The organism is Ruegeria sp. HKCCD7221, assembly GCF_013031225.1.
Classification (GTDB): domain Bacteria; phylum Pseudomonadota; class Alphaproteobacteria; order Rhodobacterales; family Rhodobacteraceae; genus Ruegeria.
The window spans coordinates 374,067-398,922 of sequence record NZ_WPZE01000001.1; the positions used below are offsets into that span (position 1 = coordinate 374,067).

At 57.0% G+C, this 24,856-nt stretch carries 22 protein-coding genes and 2 tRNA genes; 13 read left to right on the forward strand and 11 right to left on the reverse strand.

The window, feature by feature from the left end; all coding sequences use genetic code 11:
• Positions 1 to 80: 80 nt before the first annotated feature.
• Entirely contained in the window at positions 81 to 1,820 is a 1,740-nt protein-coding gene (locus GOX73_RS01855) for an ABC transporter substrate-binding protein (RefSeq protein WP_171122718.1), read from the reverse strand.
• Between the two features lie 316 nt (positions 1,821 to 2,136).
• Here GOX73_RS01855 and GOX73_RS01860 point away from each other — a divergent pair, with 316 nt between their 5' ends.
• The 8 genes from GOX73_RS01860 (at position 2,137) to GOX73_RS01895 (ending at position 10,473) form a co-directional block, all read left to right on the forward strand.
• A complete protein-coding gene (locus tag GOX73_RS01860; protein ID WP_171122719.1) occupies positions 2,137 to 3,498 on the forward strand; it encodes a V-type ATP synthase subunit B in 1,362 nt (453 codons plus the stop codon).
• The gene (locus tag GOX73_RS01865; RefSeq protein WP_171122722.1) at positions 3,476 to 4,081 is read left to right on the forward strand and encodes a V-type ATP synthase subunit D; all 606 of its coding nucleotides are present in this window, start codon (positions 3,476 to 3,478) and stop codon (positions 4,079 to 4,081) included. The genes GOX73_RS01860 and GOX73_RS01865 overlap by 23 nt, the downstream gene beginning before the upstream one ends.
• A complete protein-coding gene (locus tag GOX73_RS01870; protein ID WP_171134763.1) occupies positions 4,078 to 5,874 on the forward strand; it encodes a V-type ATP synthase subunit I in 1,797 nt (598 codons plus the stop codon). Before GOX73_RS01865 ends, GOX73_RS01870 begins: the two co-directional genes overlap by 4 nt.
• Positions 5,871 to 6,314, forward strand: coding sequence for an ATP synthase subunit C (locus GOX73_RS01875; protein ID WP_170422131.1), 444 nt, complete (start codon positions 5,871 to 5,873; stop codon positions 6,312 to 6,314). Before GOX73_RS01870 ends, GOX73_RS01875 begins: the two co-directional genes overlap by 4 nt.
• A complete protein-coding gene (locus tag GOX73_RS01880) occupies positions 6,314 to 6,991 on the forward strand; it encodes a hypothetical protein (RefSeq protein ID WP_171120950.1) in 678 nt (225 codons plus the stop codon). Before GOX73_RS01875 ends, GOX73_RS01880 begins: the two co-directional genes overlap by 1 nt.
• A 1-nt stretch (position 6,992) precedes the next feature.
• Positions 6,993 to 7,685, forward strand: coding sequence for a hypothetical protein (locus GOX73_RS01885; protein ID WP_171134764.1), 693 nt, complete (start codon positions 6,993 to 6,995; stop codon positions 7,683 to 7,685).
• Positions 7,682 to 9,523, forward strand: coding sequence for a V-type ATP synthase subunit A (locus GOX73_RS01890; RefSeq protein ID WP_171122728.1), 1,842 nt, complete (start codon positions 7,682 to 7,684; stop codon positions 9,521 to 9,523). The genes GOX73_RS01885 and GOX73_RS01890 overlap by 4 nt, the downstream gene beginning before the upstream one ends.
• Positions 9,524 to 9,711: 188 nt before the next feature.
• Positions 9,712 to 10,473, forward strand: coding sequence for an abortive infection family protein (locus GOX73_RS01895; RefSeq protein WP_217350992.1), 762 nt, complete (start codon positions 9,712 to 9,714; stop codon positions 10,471 to 10,473).
• Positions 10,474 to 10,745: 272 nt separating this feature from the next.
• Here the strand turns inward: GOX73_RS01895 and GOX73_RS01900 are convergent.
• The 6 genes from GOX73_RS01900 to GOX73_RS01925 form a co-directional block, all read right to left on the reverse strand.
• Positions 10,746 to 10,820: transfer RNA gene (locus GOX73_RS01900), tRNA-Glu, on the reverse strand.
• A gap of 22 nt (positions 10,821 to 10,842) precedes the next feature.
• Positions 10,843 to 10,917 (reverse strand) — tRNA-Glu (locus tag GOX73_RS01905).
• Positions 10,918 to 11,015: 98 nt separating this feature from the next.
• Complete coding sequence (gene recJ / locus GOX73_RS01910; protein ID WP_171122732.1) at positions 11,016 to 12,758, reverse strand: single-stranded-DNA-specific exonuclease RecJ; 1,743 nt, start codon at positions 12,756 to 12,758, stop codon at positions 11,016 to 11,018.
• Between the two features lie 78 nt (positions 12,759 to 12,836).
• Complete coding sequence (gene glpX, locus GOX73_RS01915; protein ID WP_171120956.1) at positions 12,837 to 13,820, reverse strand: class II fructose-bisphosphatase; 984 nt, start codon at positions 13,818 to 13,820, stop codon at positions 12,837 to 12,839.
• Positions 13,821 to 13,890: 70 nt separating this feature from the next.
• Positions 13,891 to 15,177 carry a homoserine dehydrogenase gene (locus tag GOX73_RS01920; protein ID WP_171120958.1) on the reverse strand — a complete coding sequence of 429 codons (1,287 nt, stop codon included), beginning with the start codon at positions 15,175 to 15,177 and terminating at the stop codon, positions 13,891 to 13,893.
• A gap of 114 nt (positions 15,178 to 15,291) precedes the next feature.
• Positions 15,292 to 15,540, reverse strand: a complete 249-nt coding sequence (locus tag GOX73_RS01925) for a hypothetical protein (RefSeq protein ID WP_171122734.1) — start codon at positions 15,538 to 15,540, stop codon at positions 15,292 to 15,294.
• A 97-nt stretch (positions 15,541 to 15,637) separates the two neighbouring features.
• Here GOX73_RS01925 and GOX73_RS01930 point away from each other — a divergent pair, with 97 nt between their 5' ends.
• Positions 15,638 to 16,225, forward strand: coding sequence for a TetR/AcrR family transcriptional regulator (locus GOX73_RS01930; RefSeq protein WP_171120961.1), 588 nt, complete (start codon positions 15,638 to 15,640; stop codon positions 16,223 to 16,225).
• Here the strand turns inward: GOX73_RS01930 and GOX73_RS01935 are convergent, their stop codons facing one another.
• On the reverse strand, positions 16,226 to 17,137 hold the full coding sequence (locus GOX73_RS01935) for a pirin family protein (RefSeq protein ID WP_171122736.1): 912 nt from the start codon (positions 17,135 to 17,137) through the stop codon (positions 16,226 to 16,228). It lies immediately after the preceding gene.
• 158 nt (positions 17,138 to 17,295) lie between these two features.
• Between GOX73_RS01935 and GOX73_RS01940 the strand changes: the two genes are divergently transcribed.
• Entirely contained in the window at positions 17,296 to 17,766 is a 471-nt protein-coding gene (locus tag GOX73_RS01940; protein ID WP_171122738.1) for a hypothetical protein, read from the forward strand.
• Position 17,767: 1 nt separating this feature from the next.
• Here the strand turns inward: GOX73_RS01940 and GOX73_RS01945 are convergent, their stop codons facing one another.
• The 3 genes from GOX73_RS01945 to GOX73_RS01955 are packed head-to-tail and all read right to left on the reverse strand — an operon-like array spanning position 17,768 to position 20,545.
• Complete coding sequence (locus tag GOX73_RS01945; RefSeq protein ID WP_171122740.1) at positions 17,768 to 18,328, reverse strand: TadE/TadG family type IV pilus assembly protein; 561 nt, start codon at positions 18,326 to 18,328, stop codon at positions 17,768 to 17,770.
• Positions 18,329 to 18,335: 7 nt separating this feature from the next.
• The gene (locus GOX73_RS01950) at positions 18,336 to 18,866 is read right to left on the reverse strand and encodes a TadE/TadG family type IV pilus assembly protein (RefSeq protein ID WP_171122742.1); all 531 of its coding nucleotides are present in this window, start codon (positions 18,864 to 18,866) and stop codon (positions 18,336 to 18,338) included.
• Complete coding sequence (locus tag GOX73_RS01955) at positions 18,863 to 20,545, reverse strand: TadE/TadG family type IV pilus assembly protein (protein ID WP_171122744.1); 1,683 nt, start codon at positions 20,543 to 20,545, stop codon at positions 18,863 to 18,865. Before GOX73_RS01955 ends, GOX73_RS01950 begins: the two co-directional genes overlap by 4 nt.
• A gap of 327 nt (positions 20,546 to 20,872) precedes the next feature.
• On the opposite strand from GOX73_RS01955, the gene GOX73_RS01960 reads away from it, so the two are divergent.
• From GOX73_RS01960 to dnaG, 3 genes are all read left to right on the forward strand, one after another.
• Positions 20,873 to 22,303, forward strand: coding sequence for a Glu/Leu/Phe/Val dehydrogenase (locus tag GOX73_RS01960; RefSeq protein ID WP_171122746.1), 1,431 nt, complete (start codon positions 20,873 to 20,875; stop codon positions 22,301 to 22,303).
• Positions 22,304 to 22,447: 144 nt separating this feature from the next.
• On the forward strand, positions 22,448 to 22,744 hold the full coding sequence (locus tag GOX73_RS01965) for a hypothetical protein (protein WP_171120975.1): 297 nt from the start codon (positions 22,448 to 22,450) through the stop codon (positions 22,742 to 22,744).
• 80 nt (positions 22,745 to 22,824) lie between these two features.
• Positions 22,825 to 24,771, forward strand: a complete 1,947-nt coding sequence (dnaG, locus tag GOX73_RS01970) for a DNA primase (protein WP_171122748.1) — start codon at positions 22,825 to 22,827, stop codon at positions 24,769 to 24,771.
• Positions 24,772 to 24,856 lie beyond the last annotated feature (85 nt).

Here is a 24,856-nt window from a genome sequence, read left to right on the forward strand (position 1 = left end):
TCCGTGGGTTCCGGTCCTTCAGTGCGGTGCACTGGTCTTGGTGTGGGGATGCCGCGCACGGCATCCCCGGTTTCATTGGCTTAGTTGGCCTGCCAGCGCGCCACCAGCTCGTCATAGTTGACAGTCTGGCCTTGCGGCTTTTCGTTTTCCAACTTGGCCTTTGGCGAACCGGCTTTCTCCAACCAGAAGGCAGGATCTTGCGGTTCGTTCAGACGCGGACCACAGCCGCCGTAGACACCGGCGCTTTCATCCGCAGCCTGCATCCGGGCCATGGTGATGTCCATTTCCTCGGCCAGACGGTCCATCGCCTCTTGCGGAGTGAACGCGCCCGAGTTCACATCACCGATCTGCTGCCACCAGATTTGGGCCAGCTTCGGATAGTCCGGCACGTTGATGCCGGTCGGCGACCATGCCACACGGTCAGGCGAGCGGTAGAACTCGACCAGACCACCCAGCTTGGGTGCACGTTCGGTGAACGACTCGTGGTTGACCGAGCTGTCGCGGATGAAGGTCAGACCCACATGGGACTTCTTCACATCAACAGTCTTCGACGTCACGAACTGAGCGTAAAGCCAAGCCGCCTGAGCACGATCTTCGGGGGTCGATTTCAGGAAGGTCCACGACCCCACGTCCTGATAGCCAACCTTCTGGCCGTCTTCCCAATAGGGGCCATGCGGGCTGGGGGCCATCCGCCACAACGGCGTGCCCTCGTCATCCACGGTGTTGTTGCCTTCGGATTTCGGCTTCACCATGTCGGCGGTAAAGGCGGTGTACCAGAAGATCTGCTGTGCCACGTTGCCTTGGCTGAGCGCGGGCAACGACTGGTAGAAGTCATAAGACGCCGCACCCGGAGGCGCATAGTTCCGCAGCCATTCGTCCCACTTGCGGATCGCATAGACCGCAGCCGGGCCGTTTGCGGCACCACCGCGCGAAACGGACGCACCAACAGGATTACAAGTGCCCGCTTCCATGCGGATGCCCCATTCGTCGACCGGAACACCGTTAGGCTCGCCCACGTCACCGGCACCGGCCATTGACAGCCATGCGTCGGTCATACGCCAGCCAAGGTCAGGCGCACGCTTGCCGTAATCCATGTGGCCATAGATCGCGACGCCGTCGATTTCTTTCACGTCGTTGGTGAAGAATTCGGCGATGTCTTCGTATGCCGACCAGTTGACCGGAACGCCCAGGTCGTAGCCGTACTTTTCTTTGAAGGCCGCCTTGTTTGCTTCGTCGTCGAACCAGTCCTTGCGGAACCAGTAAAGGTTGGCGAACTGCTGGTCAGGCAATTGGTACAACTTACCATCGGGACCGGTGGTGAACTGAATGCCCATGAAGTCATCCAGATCCAGTGTCGGCGAAGTTGTCGCCGCCCAGTCGCCTTCCATCATGTCTGTCAGCGGATAGGCCAGTTGCAGACGCGAGTGGGTGCCGATCAGATCACTGTCGTTGACATAGCCGTCATACAGGTTACGTCCGGTTTGCATCTGAGTTTGAACAGCCTGAACCACCTCACCCTCACCGAGGATCTGGTGGTTGACCTTGATGCCGGTGATTTCCTCGAACGCCTTGGTCAGAACCTCGGATTCATAGGAATGGGTTGGGATACCCTCTGACAGGACGTTGATTTCCATGCCGGCATAGGGCTGTGCAGCTTCGATGAACCACTTCATCTCACCCATCTGCTCGTCTTTCGACAGCGTTGATGGCTGGAATTCGTCATCAATCCAACGTTGTGCTGCGGCTTCGTCAGCCCAAGCAGGGCCGTGCCCCGCAATGACGGCAGCCGCCGCCACTGCGGAAAGTAGATGTCTCCGCATCTGTCTCCTCCCAAAGATTATGAGTTCCGGTATTGACCGGATGACGAACAGCATCAGCGATTTCGCGCTTAGCTGTCAAACTAATTTTTTAGTAAATGGCATAATTTCTCGGTAAGTTATTGTTTTGCATTGGAAACGCATCGTTGTTGCGCAATCTGAGGAGGCCGCGGATTAAAGCGCGCCTCATTCGGTCCTCAGGTTTATCTTTCCTTGCCAAGTCCTTGATTCTTTGTAAGCTGATCGTGATTTCGCTGGTTTCGAGCGGATATCTTGTCCAGAGAAATCGCTATTTCTTTTAGACGACTGAGGTTCGACGATGTCCCAAAGTCTTTTGAAGTACACTCGTGTTCTGGAAATTGTCGGGGACACGATCAAGGTCAGGGTCCCGCTGGACGGCGAAGCCGATGCGGCGGTTCGGTTCAACGACCTGGCCGTGATCGAAACGGTGGACGGGCACAAGACGCTGGCGCAGGCGATTTTCATCGACCGCGATGTTGTGACCCTACAGGTGTTTTCCGGCACCAAGGGTATATCGACCGAGGCAACCGCGACCTTTCTGGGCCACCCGATGCAGACGCCCTATTCGGCCAACATTCTGGGCCGCGTCTTTGACGGGGCAGGGGTGGCGATCGACGGTGGGCCGAACCTGTCCTCCGAGCCGCGGATCGACATTGGTGGGCCAACGGTGAACCCCTCGGAGCGGGCTGTGCCCAACAAGATGATCCGCACCGACGTGCCGATGATCGACGTGTTCAACACACTAGTCGAAAGCCAGAAAATCCCTATCTTTTCGGTCTCGGGCGAGCCGTTCAATGCGTTCCTCAGTCGGATCGGTATTCAGGCTGATGCCGATATCGTGGTCTTTGGCGGGTTGGGGCTGATCTTTGACGATTACCACACCTTCCGGACCTCGTTCGAGGATGCGGGCGTGTTCTCGCGAACGGTGATGTTCGTCAATCAGGCGATGGACCCGCTGGTGGAACGGCTGTTGGTGCCAGATATGGCGCTGGCGGTGGCCGAGAAATTCGCGGTTGAGGAAGGCAAGCGCGTGTTGGTTCTGTTGACCGACATGACCGCCTATGCCGATGCAATGAAAGAGGTGGGGATCAGTCAGGAACGCGTGCCGTCGCAGCGCGGTTATATGGGAGATCTCTATTCCCAACTCGCGCGGCGGTATGAGAAAGCGTGTGATTACGCCAAGGGCGGCTCGGTCACGGTGCTGACCGTGACGACAATGCCCGGCAATGACGTAACCCATCCGGTGCCAGATAACACGGGCTATATCACTGAGGGGCAGTTTTACCTGCATTCGGGGGTGATTGATCCGTTTGGCAGCCTGTCGCGCCTCAAGCAGAACGTGATCGGCAAGACCACGCGCGAGGATCACGGGCAGATCATGAATACGATGATCCGGTTCTATTCCGAAAGCCGAGACGCCGCGCAGAAACAGGCGATGGCGTTTGATCTGTCGGATTACGATCACCAATTGCTGAAATTCGGCGCGCTGTTTCGCAAGCGGTTCATGGATATCAACGTCTCGATCCCGCTTGAGGACGCGCTGAATCTGGGGTGGAAGACGCTGGCCGAGTGTTTCCAGCCTGATCAGTTGCTGATGAAGCAGGCCTTGGTCGACAAGTATTACCCAAAGGATGTCGATGGCGCGGTTGCAGCTGAATAAATCGTCGCTGGCCCGCCAGCAGACCCAGCTGAAAAGCTATGAGCGGTTCCTGCCGTCGCTGGACCTCAAACGCCAGCAGTTGATGGCGGAACGTGCCAAAGCCCGCGAAGACGTCCAACGCTTGCAGCAAGAGGTGCATAATCTGGCGCAGCAGGTCGGGGAAAAACTGCCGATGTTGGCGCAGCAAGGGGTCGATCTGGACGGGCTTGTTGAGCTGAAGGATTATAGGTTGAAAGAGGTCAACGTGGTCGGCGTCAAGATGCCCGACCTAGACCGGATCGAAGTTGCTGTGCGGCCCTATTCGGTGTTGGCGAAACCGCATTGGGTCGATGCCGCTGCCGGCCTGTTGCATGACATGATTGAGGCGCGGTTGCGCGTTAAAGTCGCCGAGGAACGGGTGCGCATCTTTGACAAGGCCGTGGCCACGATCACGCAGCGGGTTAACCTGTTCGAAAAGGTTCTGATCCCGCGCGCCAAGGCCAATATCAAGAAAATCCGCATCTTTCTAAGTGATGAACAGATGCAGGCGGTTGTGCGCTCGAAAATCTCCAAGCGCAAACATGCGCAGGAAGCGCTGACATGAGCGTTGCGCGGCTGAAGAAACTGTCCCTCGTCGGACCTGCCGCGCGGAAGGGCGATACGCTGGAGGCGTTGCAGGAGCTAGGCTGTATGCATGTGCTGCCGCTTGCGCCTCCGCCATCCGAGCCGGAAAAGATCAGCGAGCGCGGCGCGCGCAATGCGTATAAGGCGCTGCGCTTTTTGACGGATGTGCCAGAGCCGCGCCGACAGATACAGCGTGATCCGGTGTTCGATATGGATCAGTTCGTGCGTGACGTGTTGGACCTGATGCAGCGCACCCGCGATATGACGGATCGCCGGGATTTTCTGACCTACCGGATCGCGCAGGTTCGCCCTTGGGGGGACCTGGATTTTCCGCCGACCGATGTGCCGGCGGGTAATCGGCTATGGTTCTATCAGCTTCCCCTGAAACATCGCGATGCATTGTCAAACATCAATCTGCCCTGGGCGATTTTGCAGGAGGACCATCGGTACATTTACGCCGTTCTGATCGCGCCCGATGATCCGGGCGATGATATCCTGCCGGTGCCGCGTACGCATACCGGTTCTTTGCCGATTCACGAATTGGAAGCGCAACTGGAAGAAGCCGAGATCGCGATTGAGGCGTTGGAGGCTGAACGGGTTGCCCAAACACGTTATCTGACCCTGATGCGCCGTAACTTGTCGGCAGCAGAAAGCGCCGCGGAACTGGCTCATGCGACCCAGAAGGTCCGCGACGCAGAGGCGATGTTCGCCTTGCAGGGCTGGGTGCCCGAGGACCGTATCGAAGCGGTTCTGGACATGGCCAAATCCAAAGATGCCGCTGTTCTGATTGAAGAACCGGGGCCGGATGACAATCCACCGACTCTGCTGGAGCAACCGGAGGACCGAAGCGCGGCCGTTGATCTTGCGTTGTTCTATCAGGTGCCGGGGTACAAGGACTGGGACCCGAGTATCATCGTCGCGGCCTCATTCGCGTTTTTCTTTGCCATGATCGTGGCGGATGCAGGTTACGGAGCGGTCATTCTGCTGGGTCTTTTGGCATTCTGGAAACGGATGGGAAAAACGCCGCGCGAAAGGTCTTGGCGCCGATATGGAATAATTATTTCCGGCGCTACGATCATCTACGGTGTGCTGGTCGGCAGCTATTTTGGTGCATCACCAGCCGACGGCACGGTTTGGGCTAAGCTCAAGATACTGGACCTCAACAACTTTGGTGCGATGATGATGATCTCGATCGTAGTGGGCGTATTGCATCTGGTGTTAGCAAATGCTTTGGCCGCGCGCGCGGCGTGGGGGCAGCGGAGGGCCGTTGCAAACCTTGGCTGGATCGGAGCCTTGATTGGCGGGTTTATTCTGTGGCTCAGCTATATGAAGGGTGGGACGATGCTGCCGGGCTCGATTGTATTGGCTGCGGGTGTTCTGGCCATTGTCCTGTTTTCAAGCGAGCGGGTGGTGCGTAAACCAATCGACTGGCTGTGGCGGCTGATAGATGGGCTGCAAAGCCTTGCTGGTGCGATGGGGGCATTTGGCGATGTGCTGAGCTATATGCGTCTGTTTGCGCTGGGTCTGGCCTCGGCGTCGCTTGCGATCACGTTCAATGATCTGGCGGTTTCGGTGATGCAGGCGATGAAGGGGCCGGGCATTTTGTTCGGGCTGTTGATCCTGATCGTCGGTCATATTCTGAACTTCGCCCTCGCGATGATGAGCGGTGTCGTTCACGGTTTGCGTCTCAATTATATCGAATTCTTTAAATGGGGTCTGCCGGATGAAGGCATCGTCTTTCGCCCGTTCGCCCGCAAGGAGGTACAGGAATGAATGAGCTTGTATTGACATTGGGTTGGCTGGGTATTTACGCGCCAATGGCGTTGGGCGCGGCGGCAAGTGCCATTGGGTGCGCAATCGCTGGGCAGGCCAGCATCGGCGCGATGACTGAAACCGAAGGCGGCTATGGTCGGTTCGTCGGTGTCTCGGCATTTCCGTCAACGATGGTGATCTATGGGATTGTCATCATGTTTACCCTGAACCGCGATGTGACGCCCGAAAATGCGGGCGGGTTGTTCGGGATCGGCATCCTATCGGGCATTGCGCTGATGTATTGCGGCATCTGGCAAGGACGGGCCTGCGCCGCGGCGATCAATGCAACAAAAGAGAAACCAGAAATCTTCGGCTTGGCGCTTGCTCCGGCGGCGATCATCGAAGGGTTTGGCGTTTTCGCCTTCGTATTTGCCTTGGTCATCAGCGCGGGGATTAGCTGATGGCACAGGATGGAATGATTTCTCATGGTGTTGATGCCCTGATCGACAAGCTGCGAAATGACGGCGTTGCCGCAGGTCAGGCCGAGGCCGAGAAGCTACGCGCCGAGGCCAAGGCTGAGGCCGCCAAGATCCTTGCAGATGCCAAGCACGAGGCTGAGGCGCATCAGAAGAAAGCCCGCGCCGACTCGGACAATTACCGCGCGGCTGGAGAAGAGGCGCTGAATACCGCGATGCGCGATGCCGTTTTGACGATGAAAGCTGGCCTGACCGACCGTTTCCGCAAGGATGTCGAGCGCCTTGTCACCAAGGAAATGGCTGATCCCGAGATGCTGAAACAGATGATCCTTGAGGTTGTTGGGCGGGCCGCAGCAGGTGCCAAGCTGGATGGTAAAGTGCAGGTGATCCTGCCCGCGAAAGTGGCCACTCAGGAAGATATCAAGCAGAACGCCGACGATATCCAGTCTGGTAAATTGACCAAGTATGTGCTGGGTTTGACCGCCGAAATGCTGCGGGAACAAGTCGAGCTGCACGCGTCAGACGATACCCAGGATGGCATTCGCATTCAGGCCGAGGAGCAGGGCGTTGTTCTGGACCTCACCGACAAAGCCGTGGCCTCGCTGTTGATGGAGCATCTGCAACCCAGATTCCGCGCCGTGCTGGAAGGCGTGATCCGCTGACATGTCGGACCCGGACGCCTATATCGCGCTGATCAGCAGTTTGCCGGGCTCGGAGCGGTTGTTTGTGGCCAAGCAGCCGCCTCTGTCGCGACTGCGGCTGGATCTACGGTTGAAGGCGCTGGCACCCGAAGATGCCCGGGTTCTGCGCGTGTTGGAGCACGCTCTGAACTGGAACGATTACGACATGGATGTCACGGACGATCAAGCGATTGCGCGCTGCAGGAAGGCACTGGATAACATCCCGCAACCGACATTGAAAAAGTTGCTTATCGAACGGATGGACTTGCGCACCGTAGTTGCCGCGTTGCGACTTCGGCATCGAGGGGAACCACCGCCTGCGACGCCTTTGGGGTTTGGACGATGGAGCCGCCATATCCCTGCCCATTGGAATGACCCCGGTTTCGGGTTGGATGCGGCAATGCCTTGGATCAAAGACGCGCGTCAATTGCTGGAATCCAACGATCCACTGGGGCTGGAAAGGCTTTTTTTGTCGATTAGTCACAAGCAGTTAAAGCGCCACGCCGCACGACATCTTTTCGATTTTGAGGCCGTGGCGATCTATGTGCTGATCTGGAATATTTTCGACCGTTGGGCGCAAAGCAGCGCGCAGGAGGCGGCGGCACGATTTGAAAAACTGGCGCAACAGGCCATGGCCGACGCCGCTGATATCGACTTTGAGGGAGCTTACCCATGACCGCCCCAACCCCCGCTATCCAAACAGCCACCGCCCGTGTTGTCTCGGTCCAGGAAGGGCTGGTTCAGATCGAAGCAAAACAGGACGCAGAAGGTCACCCCGGACAGTTGGTCAAAAACGAGGTGGTGTTTATCCTGCCGACTCGCCTTGGGCCCGGAGGTCGACAGGAACGCCTGAAGGCCGAAGTTCTGCGTGTGCGTGGGAAAACAGCGGACGTGCAGGTCTATGAAAGCACGGATGGCGTTGCGGTGGGTGATCCGGTCGAGCAATCGGGGCAGTTGCTGTCGGTCGAACTTGGGCCGGGATTGTTGGGTCAGGTGTTTGACGGTCTGCAGTCCCCTTTGCCGAAAGTCGCGGCTGAGTTTGGCACTTTCCTGCCGCGCGGTGCGGATGTGGCCCCGTTGGACGATCAGGCAAAGTGGTCGTTTTCACCGTCCGTCAAAGTTGGTGATAGTGTTCGATCAGGCGACAGTATCGGAACGGTGCCCGAGGGCAGGTTCGAACACAAAATCATGCTGCCGTTCAACTGGGTCGGCGACTATAAGGTTGTCTGGGTCCAGAAGGGCGCGGCCACGATCCACGATATCGTGGCGCGGCTTGAGGACGAACAGGGCGGAGAGCATACTCTGACCCTTTCACAGAAATGGCCGGTGCGACGTCCATTGCCCGAAGGGGTTCTGAAACGCGCGCTGTCCGAAAGGCTTTATCCAACCGAACCGGTCCTGACATCTCAGCGCCTGATCGACACGTTCTTTCCCATTGCCCGGGGTGGAACAGCCTGTATTCCGGGGCCGTTTGGTGCCGGTAAGACAGTGTTGCAGAACCTGATCGCGCGAAACGCCAAGGTAGACATCGTCATCGTCGTCGCCTGCGGAGAGCGCGCGGGCGAGGTGGTTGAAACCATTAGCGAATTTCCAAAGATGACTGACCCGACCTCGGGTGGTAGCCTCATGGACCGGACGATCATAATCTGCAACACGTCCTCGATGCCCGTTGCGGCGCGTGAGGCGTCGATTTTCACCGGCATCACGCTGGGCGAGTACTATCGCCAGATGGGGTACGATGTTCTGCTGATCGCCGACAGCACAAGCCGCTGGGCGCAGGCCATGCGAGAGACCTCGGGCAAGTTGGAAGAAATCCCCGGAGAAGAAGGGTTTCCGGCCTATCTGGAAAGCTCGATCAAGGGGTTGTACGAACGCGCGGGCGCATTGAAAACTAATGACGGCGCGCTGGGCAGCCTGACCCTGATTGGAACGGTCTCACCCGCCGGAGGCAACTTTGACGAACCGGTCACGCAATCGACCTTGTCCACGGTTAAGTGTTTTCTCGGTCTGTCTTCCGAACGTGCGTATAAACGGTTTTACCCTGCGGTCGATCCGATGCTCAGTTGGTCGCGCTATCTGGACCAGTTGTCCGATTGGTATGACAAGAACGCAGAGGCGGGTTGGACCAGCAAGGTTCGTGATCTTCTGGCGTTGATCGAAAAGGGCGAACAGGTCGACCAGATGATGCAGGTGACGGGCGAAGAGGGCGTTACGATCGAGGATTTCGTCACCCAGCAAAAGGCCTTGTTCGTGGACATGGTCTATCTGCAACAAGATGCGTTCGATAAAGTGGATGCGACCGTACCGCTTGATAGGCAGAAGATGACTTTCAAGCTGGTCTACGGCGTGACACAATCCACTGCCGAATTCGCCGATAAAGCCGAGGTTCGACAGGTCTTTACGCAGCTGACGGGATTGATGAAGAACTTCCACTATGCGGCTGAAAACACGCCGGAATTCAAATCGACTTGGGGTCAGATAGAAGATTTGTGTCGCGAAAAATTCGGAGTGTAAGGGAAATGGTAGCCCGTAGGGAATTATAAAAAACACAATTTATCAATCGCTTACACGGAGGTTAGCCAGCCTTATTGTCGTTAACTGCGTTGAACTTCTTGCACCGCTTGGCTAACCGGATGCAGGTTTGTAAAGTTCCAGAAACGTCATATTGAGTTCTATTTGCATGGATGATTTGCCCGACTTGCATGGATGATTTGCCCGACAACCTGTTTGAACGAACTCTTTACTTAAAGAACATGGTGGAAGTACTAGGAACTGGCGGAGGTTTGGAAGAGCCCGCATACAGGTCCATCAGGGCGGAACTCTGTGATGACCCAGAAACGCGTGAACTGATCCCAATTTACATAAGAGTGTGCCGAGACAGCGGTAGTTTATGGGCACACTTGAAAGACTTCCATGAGGGAAGCGGCGCGTACGCCGCGCGCCGAAAGATGATAAACGACACTTTTTCGCCGATCTTAGAATTTTTAGAATTTGGGCGATCAAGGACAGACAGGCTTCTTACCATAGGTGTTCAGTCTTACGATGCGGATGGAGTCAGCCTCGCATGGCAAAAGGCGCTGGATAGAAGGGCGGCAGACCCAGAAGGAGCGATTACGGCTTCGAGGTCATTACTAGAAGAAGTTTGTAAACACATTCTTGAGGATGCAAACGTAGAGTATCAAGACAGATGGGACTTGCCGAAACTTTATAGCTCGGTAGCAAAAGAATTGCGTATTGCACCGTCGCAGCATTCTGAAGATGCGTTAAAGAAGATTCTTGGCGGTTGCCAGTCAGTTGTCGAAAATCTTGGGCAGCTTCGTAATAAAGTCAGTGATGCGCATGGTGGTGGTAGAAAGAAAGTAAGACCTGCACCCAGACATGCCGCGCTTGCTGTTAACCTTGCAGGCTCGATGGCACTCTTTCTAATTGAAACGTGGAAGTCGCGGTCAGAACAGGACAGCTAGCCAGTTTTTGTTCTCAATCAAGTATCGAATTGAAGGGGTAGGAAACTGCCAATATGCGAAATGAAATTGGTGTTTCTGGCCGAGGCCTGAGAAGCACAACCAGAAACACCAAGTCGAGTAGTGCAGTCTACAGGCTAACCTGCTCTACTTACACGGCTGACAATCGGATTGGTAAGTTCCCAAGGTTGTCTTGTCAATTTCAATTAACAGCTTAAGGGAGAACGTTTTCAAGCAAAGTATTTTTATTAAGTTATTGATTTTAAATAGAAAAATGGTAGCCCGTAGGGGAATCGAACCCCTCTTTCCAGGTTGAAAACCTGGCGTCCTAACCGATAGACGAACGGGCCATTTAGGCGATACAAGCACAAGTGGTAGCCCGTAGGGGAATCGAACCCCTCTTTCCAGGTTGAAAACCTGGCGTCCTAACCGATAGACGAACGGGCCACGTTAGCTTGTGGAGCGCCTTTTACGGTTTACCTATCACCCCCGCAAGCCGAAAAATGCAGGGATGTGAAAGTTTTTTGGCGGGGCCGGGTGCTGGCCTAATTGGCCTCGGCTGCATCCTCCAGCCGAAGCTGCACAGATTGCCGTCCGCCCCATGTGTTGACCTCAAGCCTGCCGGCGAAATGGAACCGCGCGCCGCCATGGTTGGACAGCTTTTCGCCCATCGGCCCGTCGAATGCTCCGAACGCGATGGCGTCCAACCCGGCGCCTACGCCATCGGACAGCGAAAGTTTGAGATGAGATTCGCCCACTCGTTTGGCAAAGCGCACTTGTAGATCAGGCAGGGCATACCGTGGGGCAGGGGCACTTGCCCCAAATGGACCTGCCTTTTCGATCTGTTCGATAAGGTCCACTGTGGCTGCGCCCGGCATCAATGTGCCGTCCAGTTTCAGGTCCGCCGGGCCGCTGTCGCCCGCGCCTTGTTTGGCCAGAAGTTCAGACAGCCGCGCCATGGCCGGTTCCAACTGATCGCGCATCACGGTCAGACCGGCGGCCATCTTGTGCCCGCCGCCTTTGACCAGCAGCCCCTCGGCAGCCAGTCGCTGAATCGACGCACCCAGATCAACGCCCGCGACAGAACGGCCCGAGCCTTTGCCCTCATCCCCGTCAAAGCCGATCACGATAGCAGGGCTGTTCGCGGCCTCTTTCAGGCGCGAGGCGACGATGCCGACGACGCCCGGATGCCAGCCCTCACCTGCTGCCCAGACCAAGGGTGCATCTAAGCCGCGTTCTTCAGCTTGTTCCATGGCGGCTACGCGCACGGCGTTTTCGATGTCGCGGCGCTCGGTGTTCAGTTCATCAAGTCGCTGGGACAGCGCTTCGGCTTCGTGCTGCGACTCGGTGCTAAGTAGCCGCGCGCCCAGATCGGCCTGACCAATTCGCCCACCGGCATTCACACGTGGCCCAAGCAGGAACCCCAAGTGATAGCTGTTGGGGGCAGAATCCATCCGTGCCACATCCGACAGGGCCACCAGACCGGGCCGCTGCCGCTGGGCCATCACCTTCAACCCCTGCCGTACCAGCGCCCGGTTCGCCCCGATCAGAGGAGCCACATCGGCAACCGTCGCCAGCGCCACCAGATCCAACAGTGAGATCAGGTCTGGCCCCGTTACCCCGGCCTCACGCAGTTGCCGCCCCGCTTCGACCAGCATCAGGAACACTACGCCCGCCGCACAAAGATAGCCAAGATCGCCGCTTTCATCCTGCCGGTTCGGGTTCACCACGGCCACGCAGTCAGGCAGGGTCTCGCCCCCCAAATGGTGATCCAGAACGATCACATCCGCACCCTTGGCAGCCGCTATCGGTTCATGGCTGAGGGTGCCGCAATCGACGCAGATGATCAGGTCGTGACGGGCGGCCAGGTCCTGCATGGCAGGTCCGTTGGGGCCGTAGCCTTCAGCAATCCGGTCGGGGACATAGAGCGTTGCCTGAAGCCCCATCTGCCGCAGCCAGACCAGCAACAAAGCGGCCGAGCTGCCGCCATCCACGTCGTAATCGGCAAAGACGGCAATTCGCTGTTTGGCGCGTACCGCCGCCAGAAACCGGGTCGCGGCGGCTTCCATGTCTTTCATCGCGCGGGGATCGGGCAATAATTCTTTCAGCTTGGGGTCCAGAAATCCGGTGACCTCCATCGCCGGAACGCCGCGCCGGGCCAAAACCTGACAGACCGCACGCGGCAGGCCCGCTTGTTGCACCAGCATCTCGGTCGCGCGTTCCACATCTGCCGAAGGGCCGACCCAGCGCCGCCCGGACAAAGACTGTTCAACCCCTAGAAAGCTCATGACCTGCCCCTGATATGCCAAGGCCGGACCCTCGCGGACCCGGCCTTTGTTATTGTATGGATCGACTTGCGCACGCGGTTACGCGTTGTCGTGCGACCACATTGGCGTGCGGTAGGACATGCGCCGAACCGACCCGGTTTTCGACCGCATCAGCAGGGTGGTGGTCTCAACCCAGCCTGGCTCGCGTTTGATGCGCGGCAACAGCGATCCTCCGGTCACGCCAGTCGCGGCAAAGATGACGTCCGCTGTCACCATCTCATCGCGCGCATAGACACGGTCCAGATCGGTGATACCCGCCTTGGCCGCTCGTCCGCGTTCGTCATCGTTGCGGAACAGAAGGCGGCCAAAAATCTGACCGCCCATGCATTTCAAGGCAGCCGCAGCCAGCACACCCTCGGGCGCGCCGCCTTGACCCATATACATGTCGATGCCGGTCACTTCGCTTTCGGCACAGTGCATCACGCCCGCAACGTCACCATCGGTGATCAGACGGATGGACGCGCCGGTCTCGCGCACCTCGGCGATCATGGCCTCGTGCCGGGGGCGCTCAAGAATGCAGACGGTGATGTCGGCGGGTTCACACCCCTTGGCCTTGGCCAACGCTTCAACCCGTTCACGCGGGCTCATGTCCAGGCTGACGACACCTTCGGGGAAGCCGGGCCCAACGGCAAGCTTGTCCATGTAGACGTCAGGTGCGTGCAGCATCGAACCGCGCGGACCCATTGCGATTACAGTCAGCGCGTTGGGCATGTCCTTGGCGGTTAGCGTGGTGCCTTCCAGCGGGTCCAGCGCGATATCAACGCCGGGGCCGTTGCCGGTGCCAACCTCTTCACCGATATACAGCATTGGTGCTTCGTCACGCTCGCCCTCACCAATGACAACGACACCTGCGATGTCCAGCAGGTTCAACTGTTCACGCATGGCGTTCACAGCAGCCTGATCCGCAGCCTTTTCGTCCCCGCGACCCACCAGAGATGCCGACGCGAGTGCGGCCTGTTCTGCCACCCGCGCTAGGCCCAATGACAGCAGGCGGTCGTTGAAATCAATCTTGGCAGCACTCATTTTTCAGTATCCTTAACTCAGTATCGGCGTTGTTTTGGGCATAGCCTGCGTTTTGGGCAGGCCGCAAGGGTCAAACCTCTTCGATCCGCAGGGCGACAGGCTCTCCGGCAACAACGTCTGTCTCGCGGAAGCCATCCAGCGCAACGTCGAGCGTGGCACGCGTTGTCTTGTGCGTAACGATCAATACCGGCGCGGTGCTTTCGGAATGCCCGTATTGGCGCATCCGATCGATCGACACACCTGCATCACCCAGAATTGCGGCAACTTTTGCCAACGCACCGGGTTTATCGAACAACGCAAGACGCAGATAATAGGGGGCTGGCAGGCCCGTGATCGCCGGGGCTGCATCCTGAAGCGATGTAGCTGGGCGCCCAAACGTCGGAATTTGCAGTCCGCGTGCCAGATCGCAGACATCACCCATCACAGCGCTGGCCGTGGGCCCTTCGCCTGCGCCGGGGCCGCGCAGAACAACCTGTTCCACTGCGTCGCCTTCGATCACGACCATGTTCGTTCCGCCTTCGAGCTGTCCCAAAGGTGAACCGCTGGGTACCAGACAGGGCTGCATCCGCTGTTCCAGCCCGCGCGCGGTTCGTTGTGCGACGCCCAGCAGCTTGATCCGGTATCCCATATCATCCGCCTGATGAATGTCATCGAGGCTGATTTGCTGGATGCCTTCGATCTCGATCCCGTCGAAATTGGGCTTGGTGCCAAAAGCGATTGAGGACAGCAGGGCCAGCTTGTGTGCGGCGTCGATTCCGCCGACGTCTAGATTTGGGTCGGCCTCAAGATATCCCAACTGCGCGCATTCTTCGAACAATGCGTTATAGCCAAGTTCCTGCGACTGCATTCGCGTCAGGATATAGTTACAGGTGCCGTTCATCACCCCCATCACGCGGGTAATCTCGTTGCCTGCAAGCCCTTCGGTCAGGGACTTGATGACGGGAATACCGCCTGCGACGGCGGCTTCGAAACGAATGACTCGGCCAGCGGCCTCGGCCTTTTCCGCCAATTCCTGACCATGGATTGCCAGCAGCGCCTTGTTTGCGGTGACGACGTCCTTGCCACTTGTCAGCGCCGCCTCGACCGAGGCTTTGGCGGGACCATTCTCACCGCCCATCAATTCGACAAATACGTCGATATCATCGCGTTTGGCCAAAGCGACTGGGTCGGTTTCCCAAGCATAGTCAGACAGGTTGACGCCACGGTCCTTGCTCGCATCCCGCGCGGATACTGCCACGATTTCCACAGGGCGGCCTGTCCGCGCCTGCAACAGGTCCGCATGACGGCGCACGATCTTGACGACGCCCACGCCGACAGTTCCCAAGCCCGCAATTCCAAGCCGCAGCGCCTGTGTCATCCCGTGGGTTCCTTTCCGCTCGTAATTCTTTAATGCCGGGTTGCCCCGTTCAACGCTGCCTTAGCGGGTTCGGCGAAGGGGTGCAATGCGTGGTGAGCCGCAGCAATCACTTGGTCAGTTGATTTGTTCGCTTTGTAGCTGATCCGCCTTTTTCTGCAGCTCTTTGCGCCTTGTCTCAAGCTCTTCCTCTACCTCGGATGCCTCGCTGATCGGGTCGATCGTAGGGCCAAGGTTTTCTTGCAGGGGGATCAGTTTTGGATAGCGCGCTGATTTCAGGCTGGCTGGTTCGCTGCCTTCCAACTCAGGAAAGTCGGCACAGGCCGCACAGCAAAGGGTCAGGATCAGCAGGGGCAGGGGTTTCATACTGCTCTTTCGAATACCATTGTCCCCGTGATGCACTTTTTACCGTGGGCATTCAAGCGGGGTTCTATCTGAACATCCGTTCATATACGGTTGGGGCATGGCACGCACACAAGGTTCCCATTCCGATATTACCGGCCCCCGCATCCGAAAGGCGGCTTTGCGCCTGTTCGCGCAGCAGGGCTATGCCGCAGTTTCCATGCGCCAGATCGCGGCAGACGTCGGCGTGCAGGCTGGCGCGCTTTATAATTACACGCCGGACAAGCAGAGCCTTCTGTATCGCCTGATGAACGATCACATGCAGGATCTTCTGTCGACCTACGCAAAGCTTGAAAGGCCAGCGACCGCCCTTGAGGCGCTGCGCCAGTTTGTCGGTTTCCATATCCGGTTCCATCTTGAGCGTCCGGATGAGGTGTTCATTGCCTATATGGAGCTGCGCAACCTGACCCCCGAAAATTTCGGTGAAATCGAGGCGTTACGCCGGGCTTACGAAGACTCGCTCGAACAAATCCTAAAGGATGGGCAAGAGGTAGGGGCCTTCTTGGTCGCCGACACCAAGATGGCGACCTTGGCCGTCATTGCCATGTTGAACGGCGTGATGACGTGGTATCGCGCAGGCGGACGCCTTTCGCTGGATGAAGTCGAGCAGGTCTATTGGGATATGGTCCGGCGATCCGTGACCGCCTGATCAATGCGCAGGCCGGATGAAGGTGCCGTTGCGCAATTCCCGGAATGCCTGCTCAAGCTCGGACCGTGTGTTCATGACAATCGGGCCGTGCCATGCAACTGGTTCGTCTATCGGTGCACCGGAAATCAGCAGAAATCGCACACCCTCAGGACCTGCCTGAACCGTGATCTCGTCGCCGGTTCCGAAACGAACCAAAGTTCGGTCGCCTGACATATCGCGGATATTGACCTCTTGCCCCGCGATTTCCTTTTCAAGCAGAACCCCGGTGGGTTGAGACGCATCCGCAAATGCCGCTTGTCCCTGAAAAACGTAGGCAAACGCCCTGCGGTAGGTGTCGATGCGAAACGTTTTCTTCACACCGGCTGGGATCTGAATATCAAGATACTGCGGATCGGCGGCGATGCCGTCTACGGGACCTGTCTTTCCCCAGAATTCGCCGACGATGACGCGGACCGTCGTGCCATCGTCATCCGTGATCTCTGGAATGTCCTTGCTTTCTACATCCTGATACCGCGGAGCCGTCATTTTCTGGCCGGACGGCAAGTTTCCCCAAAGTTGAAACCCGTGCATCTGACCCACAGCGTTCCCTTTTGGCATCTCTTGGTGAAGGATCCCCGAGCCTGCGGTCATCCATTGCACGTCGCCTGCGCCCAGCGTTCCGGTATTTCCAAGAGAGTCCGAATGCTCGACTGTTCCCGACAAGACATATGTGATCGTTTCTATCCCGCGATGTGGGTGCCACGGGAAGCCAGCCTGATAATCCTGCGGGTGTTCGTTGCGAAAATCGTCAAACAGAAGAAACGGGTCAAGTTCGGACGGGTCCTGAAATCCAAAGGCACGATGCAACTTGACGCCGGCGCCCTCCATCGTCGGGACGGATTTCCTGATTTCCAAAGTGGGTCGTAGCGACATTGCGGCCTCCTGTTACTTGGTCGATCATGTAGTCTGTGCGCAATGTGCGTCAATTTGCGATTGGGCACGTGCTGTGTGCAAAAATTAGTAATAAATCCGCCTCTGTCTTTCGCCGTGGAAAGCCGCTAAACCCGGTCGAAATCATGCAGGGGATGGACATGCAGCAGGAAGTTCTGGCCACAGTAAAAGCGTCGACGCCCAGGCGGTGGCTTGGGGTTGGTATGTTGGCCGTGGTCGGTGCCATGGTTCTGTACGTGGCCTTGGCCGCGCCGCCCGAACCCCATTGGCAGGTGTTCCTGATCGTTGTGGGCGCTGCTGCGTTTTGGCTGGCGTATCGCATGTGGAATGCGACCGAAGATTGGATTGAGCTGACACAGACCGAGCTGCGCACCGGAACAGGGCGCATCATTGCGCGCGTTCAGGATGTCGAGGCCGTTGACCGAGGGGTCTTTGCGTTCAAACCATCAAACGGTTTTCTTGTGCGGACAAATTCCAAGGAAAAGAACGTTTGGGCACCGGGTCTGTGGTGGCGACTTGGGTGTCGCGTCGGTATCGGAGGAATGACTGCCGCTGCAGAAACCAAGTTCATGTCCGAGATGCTGTCTGCGATGATCGCAGACAGAGCATAAATCAGACGTCAGCCGCGATCTCGTTTGTGAAACGGGGGCGGGTGAACACAAAGTTGCGAAACGTATAATCGTCAGAAATCCAACCGGACCCAAAAACAGGTTCATAGTTGTTGGCTGTTTCGACGATAATCAACGTGTCCTGATCGGGCATCGGGGGCAGGCTATCCCGCATGTCCTTGATGTTCCCGTCGGTCCAGACTTGATTGTACCCACGTTCGGTTGACCACCGGACGTAGTGGCGATCATCCACTTCATCAAAAACAATGAGCGTGACCCGCAGCTTCATTTCCGAGCCATTGTTGACCATGCGCAGCATCAACTCATACAGAGAATCCACATATGTGTCCGTAACTGTTTGAGTTTCCCGCGAGATGAGGTCGCCGATTGTATAGGCCGCCTTCAGGTTGGCCGCGCTTTGACGGAACCCGTCGAAAAAAGTAAAGGCCCCCGTCACAGTCCAGACCAGCATGGGGAATATCAAAACAGCTTCGACGGTCAGAAGACCGCTTTCGTCACGCGCGGTGCGGCTGAAGAGTTTTTTGAACTTGGACAGAAAGGACATGGGTCTATCAAGGCTCCTGAACAAATGCTGTGGTCGCGGTCAACGCGATCTGGCCAGTTTCGTCCGAAAGCGCACGACCCATCGCAGAGGTCGGGAACACCGGATCAACTTTTGCGCATGCGCGCAGGATCATCAGTTCGTTGGACTGGCCTTGTTTGAATTGACGCACGGGCTTCACTTCTTCGGAATTGTCAGTGCAATCTGGGGCAGGGGGCAGGTCGACGCCAACAAAAGCGTTTTGGATGATCATCTCGAGCCGCAGGTTCTTCCCGCACTCTCTGACCATAATCGCCTTGTTGCAGATCGAGTCCTTGATCTGATCGTGGGTCAAGTTTGAGCCTGTGCCCAGGCGAATGTCCCGAACGGACTGATCGACCGCGCGCTCCAGCATCGCCTGCTGCAGGGTGACAAGCGAATACTCCACCGCGCTCAGGATGAAAAACAGGAACGCGGGGAAAATCAGCACGAACTCTACCGTCACAGAGCCGGACTCTGATTTTCGGAATTTCAGGAGTTTTGCCAGGGCCTTCATGCTCATTGTGTCAGCCTCAGTTTTTTGATCGACGAAGCGATGGAGACAAAGGCGTCTCCCAGCGATATACCTTCTGGATCATCGAATTCGTCGACTTTGTAGACATGACTGTCCGAACTCGCACAGTTCTTGATGGTCGTCAGACCTTCGTCCGGTGCTTCGAACGCGATACCGTAAACGATCACGCCCTTGTCTTTGGCAGCGCCGCAGATGTTGCTGGTGCGCGTGTTCTTGGTTGTCGCACCCACCGATGAGCGAATGTTATAGTGCCAGTTACTCTCGTGGTTGTTCTGCCAGTAATAGTTGTTCTTGGCATTCCACCAGGTCGAAGCAAGGTTGAAGAGTTCAGGATAGGTCAGGCGCACAGATGTGCCGACTTCTTCGTTCGAAGCGTTTTCGTCGGGCGGATTGCCAAACGGATGCGTTGCCGTGACATAATAGCCCGCCGCATCTGTGTGCTGCATCCAGACCCAGCGATCCGGATTGGTCGAATAGCGAACACTGTATTCACCCAACTTACCATCGCCCCGGTCGTATTCGGGGTTGAACCAGACATTCGAATTGCCGCTGCGGTAATTTGAATTCAGCATATACTGCGTCGTGTTCTTACCGTCGGTCATGACGATGATAACTTTCAGAACATCATCCTCATAGCGCAACGGACGGTCGTCGAATTTCACAGGAACCGCGCCTTCGGTCGACAAGCTTTTGATAATGCCCTTGAATTTTGGGTCCAACATTGCGGATCCCCACTTCATTCCAACGTCGATTGACGTGTTGCCTTTCGCGGTCAGGGCATCAATGCGGTTGTGAAGTACGTCGATATCGTCTGTGACGGCCGTAATTTCACTGCCGACGCGGGTTGGGCACACAGGATATCTTGGGAATTGCTCTGCGCCATTGGTGTAGCGGAACGGGTCAAAATGCGCGGTGCGCTGGAATGCCGAAGTCGGATCCATTGACGGGTCGTCAAATTGGGTCGACGAAAAGTTCACGCAGTGCGAATAGCTGTGTTCAGAGGTGACATTGCTGAACTTGCTCAGAATATCCTCGCCTGCATTTACCTGCGTCGCGTAAGGAACAATCGACATGGAAACTTCTGTCGCGTCTTGCTTCGACAGCATCAGCGTAACGAATTCTTTCGCGGCATCCCGCAGAACTTCGATCTTGGTTTTGCCGGCCTCGGCCGACGGGTTGTCCATCGAACCCGACATGTCGAGGACCAGCGAGATTTCGACAGCACCCACTGATTCTTCCGCAGTGCTCGCGGCGCGTGCGGTCAGTGAGTTGACCCCCGAAAAGCTCATGAAATGCGTTTTGACGACGGTTTCGGCGGTGGCCGAAACTGTTCTTGATCCCAATCCTTCAATCACGACGGGTTCGCCGACAAGTTTGCCTTCCAATCCGGCTTTTTCCAAATATGAAGCAACAACCTCTTTCGGGGGCAGTTTCTGATCAAGGTCGGCCGCGGCCAGCACGGCGCGATCCAGCGTTGACTGCAAATTCGCGCGGTCACGCTCATAGTTCATCAAATCGACGCCCATCCCCGTTGTGGCGAAGATAACCAAGAAACCCAATAGTACGAAAATCGTGAACGTCCCGTCTTCGCGTTCAGCGAAATCGCGGACCGGTGCACTCTTTTTTCCAAATTTTCCAAATCCGCTGACAATAGCGTTCTTAATCATAGTGCTGACCTCGCTGAGCAGTGGCTTGGCCCTGCTAAGGAAAAGTTAACGCCAGAAAATTAGCTGGGAAACGTGGCGGGAATTGGGCGAAAAAACCTTAGATTAGGCCCTTTTCCTGTCGAATGGCGGATAATTCACAGAGTTCACGCCGCTCTGTATTCTGTTTGGGGACAATTCCGGGCGATGATCGAAAAGACTGCGACTCACCGCGGTTCGTTAAAAAAGTGTGAGGATTTTGAATTTTATTTTTGCTTAAATATTGATCGTTTACGCAAGGGGTGCGACAAAAAGTCAGAGCGTAGATCGCTCTTTGGCACGGAGGATTAAATGACGGCCACAAACGAACCCAGCTTTCGAGAGAGTGTTGATTTGATGTTCAACAGGGCGGCGTCCCTGATGGACCTCCCTCCGGGGCTAGAGGAAAAAATCCGGGTCTGTAACGCCACCTATACCGTGCGATTTGGTGTGCGGCTACGGGGCGATATTCACACGTTCACTGGCTACCGTTCTGTTCATTCAGAACATATGGAGCCGGTGAAGGGCGGTATCCGCTTTGCGTTGGCCGTGAACCAGGATGAGGTTGAAGCACTGGCGGCCCTGATGACCTATAAGTGCGCTTTGGTCGAAACACCCTTTGGCGGGTCCAAGGGGGGATTGTGCATTGATCCTCGGCAGTATGAGGAACACGAGTTGGAGCAGATCACGCGCCGGTTCGCATATGAGTTGGCCAAGCGTGATCTCATCAACCCTTCGCAGAACGTCCCGGCGCCGGATATGGGCACGGGTGAGCGTGAGATGGCATGGATGGCGGATCAATACGCCCGTATGAACACCACCGATATCAATGCGCGCGCCTGTGTGACTGGCAAACCCCTGAACGCTGGGGGGATCGCCGGGCGGGTCGAGGCCACGGGCCGGGGTATCCAATATGCGCTGCGCGAATTTTTCCGGCATCCCGAGGACGTCCAAAAGGCAAACCTGTCCGGAAAGCTGGATGGGAAGAGCATTGTCGTACAGGGGCTGGGCAACGTGGGCTACCACGCCGCCAAGTTCCTGAGCGAGGAGGATGGCAGCCGTATTGTCGGTATCATCGAGTGGGACGGAGCACTTTATAACCCGGACGGAATTGATGTTGAATCGGTTCGGCAGTGGATCGTCAAACACGGCGGCGTAAGCGACTATCCCGATGCGACCCATTCGGCAGACGGTGCGGCGGTTCTTGAGGCCGAGTGCGACATCCTGATTCCCGCCGCCTTGGAAGGTGTCATCAACCTGACCAATGCCGATCGCATCAAAGCCCCACTGATCATCGAGGCCGCAAATGGTCCGGTGACTGCGGGCGCGGACGAGGTTCTACGCAAGAAAGGCACGGTTATCATCCCCGACATGTACGCCAATGCGGGCGGTGTGACCGTTTCTTATTTTGAGTGGGTAAAGAACCTCAGCCACATCCGGTTTGGCCGAATGCAGCGCCGGCAGGAAGAAGCCCGCCACGAGCTGATTGTAAGTGAGCTTGAGCGGTTGGATCGCTATCTGGGGGATGCCTGGTCAATGTCACCGGACTTTAAGTCCAAGTATTTGAAGGGCGCCGACGAATTGGAGCTTGTACGCTCGGGCCTGGATGACACGATGCGTATCGCCTACCAGTCCATGCGTGAAGTCTGGCACAACCGCGACGATGTCGAGGATCTGCGGACAGCAGCCTATATCGTGGCCGTGGACCGTGTGGCGAAAAGTTATCGCGCCAAAGGTCTCTGACGCATATGAAATCGGGGCGGTCGATTAAATGTTCGGCCGCCCTTATGTTTTCGGAAAGTACTCCGGGCAGGTGCAAATGGGCGATGGCGGGGATGCCCAGTGGCGGGTAAGCTGCCCGGAAGGAATCAAATCCGGGAGACAACCGTGTTGCGAATAGCAATGATTGCCTTTCTTGCGGCCACGCCTTTGGCTGCGCAGGAAGCCAAGAAACAAGACTGCCAATATCAGGCCGACGTCGTCGCAGCGATTCAGAAAGCGCGGCTTGATAAGGTGAAAGAGCGGGACGTGCCGGAGGCCGTTGCTGCATCAGCCCCGACTTGGCCGGATAATTACAATGCCGCAATTCCGCTGATCACACCGTGGGTCTATGAGCAAAAGATGCGCGATATCCGCAAAAAGGACCTTGCTGCCGCATGGCTGGAGCTGTGTTTGCAGCAATAATCCACAAGTTCAGTAATTCGCTGTGGACAAACGCGCGTCATCCCCTTGGCGCGCGTTTTCATTTCTGTCAGGTTTGACCCATGTCGTTGCCCCCCGGATTTCTTGATGAACTGCGCACACGCCTTAGCCTGTCTCAGGTCGTTGGGCGCAAGGTCATGTGGGATCAACGCAAGTCCAATCAGGGCAAGGGTGACATGTGGGCGCCGTGCCCGTTTCACCATGAAAAGACGGCCTCGTTCCATGTGGATGATCAAAAGGGGTTCTATTACTGCTTTGGTTGTCACGCCAAAGGCGACGCGATCAGCTTTGTGAAAGACACCGAGAATGTCTCGTTCATCGAAGCGGTTGAGATTCTGGCACGCGAGGCCGGGATGCCGATGCCACAGCGTGACCCCAAGGCGCAGGAAAAGCAGGACCGCCGTGCGCAACTGGCTGAGGTGATGGAGCAGGCTGTGCAGTTCTTCCGCCTGCAGCTTAAGACCGGTGCAGGAAGTGCTGCGCGCGACTATCTGACCGGCAGGGGGCTAGATGCGCAGGCGTTGGACCGGTGGGAGATCGGCTTTGCCCCCGATGGATGGCAGGCGTTGTGGGACCATTTGACGGGTAAGAACGTCACCGAGGACTTGATCCTTGGGGCAGGTCTGGCGAAGCCTTCGAACAAGGGCAAAAAGCCTTACGATACATTCCGCAATCGGATTATGTACCCGATCCGCGACCCGCGCGGGCGCTGCATCGCTTTTGGCGGCCGGGCGATGGACCCAAATGACAACGCCAAGTACCTGAACTCGCCCGAGACTGAGCTGTTCGACAAGGGGCGCAATCTCTATAACCACGGTCCCGCGCGGCAGGCTGCGGGTAAGGGGCAACCTCTGATCGTTGCCGAAGGGTATATGGACGTGATTGCGCTGGCCGAGGCTGGGTTCGGCGCGTCCGTTGCGCCTTTGGGCACGGCGATTACCGAATATCAGTTGCAATTGCTGTGGCGGATATCGGACGAGCCGATCATTGCACTGGATGGCGATACAGCCGGTCTGCGCGCCGCGATGCGCGCGGTTGATCTGGCGCTGCCGTTGCTTGAGGCTGGCAAATCCCTGCGCTTTGCCCTGATACCCGAGGGCAAAGACCCCGATGACCTCCTGCGGGCCGAGGGGCCGGGGGCTGTGCAATCGGTGTTGGAGGGCGCAATCCCCATGGTCAAACTGCTGTGGCAGCGCGAAACCGAGAGTAAAGTGTTCGACAGCCCCGAGCGCAAGGCTGCGCTGGACAAGGTGCTGCGCGACAAGATCAAGCTGATCCGCGACCCGTCGATCCGGTCGCATTATGGGCAGGAAATCAAGGATTTGCGCTGGCAGCTATTCCGCCCACAGCGCCAGTCGCAGAATCGCCCTTGGCAACCGCGCGGCAAGTGGCAGCCCAAACCGGCGGCGACACCGGGTGCGCGCGCTTCGTTCCTTGCTTCGTCAGAGGGCGCGGAAATCCAACTGCGCGAAGGTGCGATTTTGGCGATCGCGGCGCTGAACCCGCAGGTCGTGGTGCAGTTTGAACATCAATTGGAAGAGATGGAGTGTCGTGACCCTGATCATGCCGCCCTGCGCGGCGCGATCTTGCGCCATGCTATTGATGATCCCGAAAACCTGAAAGACCACATTGCCGAAACTTTGGGGCCGGACGCCCTTGAAAACCTCCTGCGCCTTCGCCATGTCGCAGTGATCCCCTGTGTGTTCAAACCGGGCGACGTTGAAAAGGCCGAGATGACACTGGCCGAGGAACTCGCAAAAATCAAAGCTCTCAGGGGGTTGGACGCAGAGATTGCCGAAGCCGAGGAGGAACTGTCTGAACTGCCGGATGAGGCGCTGACATATCGGCTGGCTCAGGCCGCCGAAGAGCGAAACCGCACAAGCCGCAGTCAGAACGAAGACAGGGCGATTTTCGACGTGGCCGACAATGGCGCGCGAATCAACCGCGACGAGAAAGACGCGTTCGAGGCAATCATGTCCGGAATCAATTTTGAGCGAAAACGCCGGTAAAGTGGTGTTTTCGTAAGGCACTGGAAAAGAAAAACGGGTAAACGGGTGGCCGAATCACTTCTACGCGCTAATGATTCGGCTCAGA